The organism is Xanthomonas sp. SHU 199 (genome assembly GCF_000364665.1).
In the GTDB taxonomy this organism is placed as follows: domain Bacteria; phylum Pseudomonadota; class Gammaproteobacteria; order Xanthomonadales; family Xanthomonadaceae; genus Xanthomonas_A; species Xanthomonas_A sontii.
On the sequence record NZ_AQOI01000164.1, the window covers coordinates 1 to 1,878 of the forward strand.

2 protein-coding genes are annotated in these 1,878 nt (G+C 52.7%); both read left to right on the plus strand.

Translation table 11 applies throughout. The features are described from left to right. A partial coding sequence (locus tag D183_RS27370) for a hypothetical protein (RefSeq protein ID WP_232757234.1) occupies positions 1-383 on the plus strand: 383 nt, incomplete at its 5' end. A gap of 431 nt (positions 384-814) precedes the next feature. Next, the gene (locus D183_RS26365) at positions 815-1,513 is read left to right on the plus strand and encodes a serine protease (RefSeq protein WP_081613297.1); all 699 of its coding nucleotides are present in this window, start codon (positions 815-817) and stop codon (positions 1,511-1,513) included. The last annotated feature ends 365 nt before the right edge of the window (positions 1,514-1,878 follow it).

Sequence of the window (1,878 nt, forward strand, 5' to 3'; positions counted from 1 at the left end):
GACGCCGCTTCGCGGCGCGGCTTAATTCAGGCGTTAAGCCTTGCTATCCAACTGGAGGTTACACGATGGTGCATAGAAGAATTCTGTTTCGCGCCGAGCACATGATGCGCCCGGGTACTTACGCAGCACTTGCGAAAGATGGCGTCCTATCTTGGGTTGCACATGCCAATGGTCTAGCTGAAATCTCTGACAACGTCAGTGATGACTTCCCTGCATTCCGGAGAGAGTGCGAGATGAACAGCTTGTCCTACGATTTCCATCAACGTCGTGATGGAGACGGGGACAATACTCTCTGGTTCCACGGCAGAGACGGAAAGGTTGCACATTCAAACAATGACCTTGGTGCGAATGGCATCACCAACCTAGAAAACTGCAAGGCCTAACAATTCGTTCAAGCCGACGCAGCTTCGCTACAAAAACGGTGACACTGAAGAGCGCGCCACCGTTTGTTCCGCTACGCCGCGCGGCTTAACTCAGGTGTTAGGCTGCTATGAAAGCTAGATCGCGCCCTTGGTTCATTGCAGGCTCAATCCTCAGCGCACCGGCGTCGCTTTACTGTTTTCTGTGGATATTCTCTGCCGCAAGTCTGGCTTCAGGCTTCTGCGGCTCTGATTTTTCGCTCTTTGCAGAGCATCTGCGCTGCCGCCAGGTACATTTCGCCATGATCCTTACGGCTTTGTTTGGTCTTCTATGCGTGTATCTTGGTTGGCGGGTGGCACGTGCTGGGCACGGGGCAGCAGCCTAACAATTCATTCAAGCCGACGCCGCTTCGCGGCGCGGCTGAACTCAGGTTTTAGGCCTCACAGGAGAGATCATGGAGTGGCACGAAGGAATCAAAGAGATTGATGCGCATCTCGTACATATTTCAACGCCGAGAGGATCTGGAACGGGCTGGCTTGTGTCTGTAAGTGCGACAACTGATCTTTGCGCCATAGCCACAGCTGCGCATGTGGTGGACTATGCACACTACTGGGAAACACCAATTCGGCTCTATCATCCCGCTTCAGGCCGCTCCGTTTTGTTCCGGGCGCACGAGCGCGCCATTCATCTACAGCCTCAAATTGATTCAGCTGCCATCGTTATAAATCGCGGAGATCTGCCCTTTCCAGATCAGACATTGAAATTGATCGAAAATGAGTACTTTATTAAAGCCGGAGTGGAAATTGGCTGGTTAGGATTTCCCGCAGTCCATTCCTCGAACGCCTGCTTTTTCTCCGGTCGAGTTAGCTACTACAACGAGCCTCAAAAGCAATACTTAGTGGATGGCGTGGCCATAAACGGTGTCAGCGGCGAGCCAACATTTCGCTTGCTGCAGGACAAGGTTGAGGTCATCGGCATTGTGTCTGCATACATCGCCAATAGAGCAACTGGCGAAACCTTGCCAGGCGTTGCAGTAATTCAAGATGTCTCGCAGTTCTACGACATCACCGAGAGGTTCCGCACACTTGATGAAGCTAAGGCAGAGGAAACACCAGCTGAGGACACCGCGGAAGCGGCGCAGCCACAAGAGTAACCCGGACGTGAGGCCTAACAATTCATTTAAGCCGATGTCGCTTCGCGGCACGCCTTAACTCAGGCGTTAGGGCTCACAAGGAGAGATCATGGCTTGCCCAGAAAAGAAATTGAACGTCATCAAGCAGTTCAATGATGATCCTGAAAAGGTGTGGACTGACTTCCGGGCCTCAGTGAAACACACCTCAAGATCTATTTCGACAGCCTGTACGCGCACTGCTTTGCAAAGCACGCACTTGAGCATTCGCCTAGGACGTCCTTCAACCTGCGACAGTCGGTGCGCGACGCGATTACCAAATGCGTCGTTACCACCAAAGTTCCGGTATGAGCCCTAACAATTCATTCAAGCCGAAGCCGCTTCGCGGC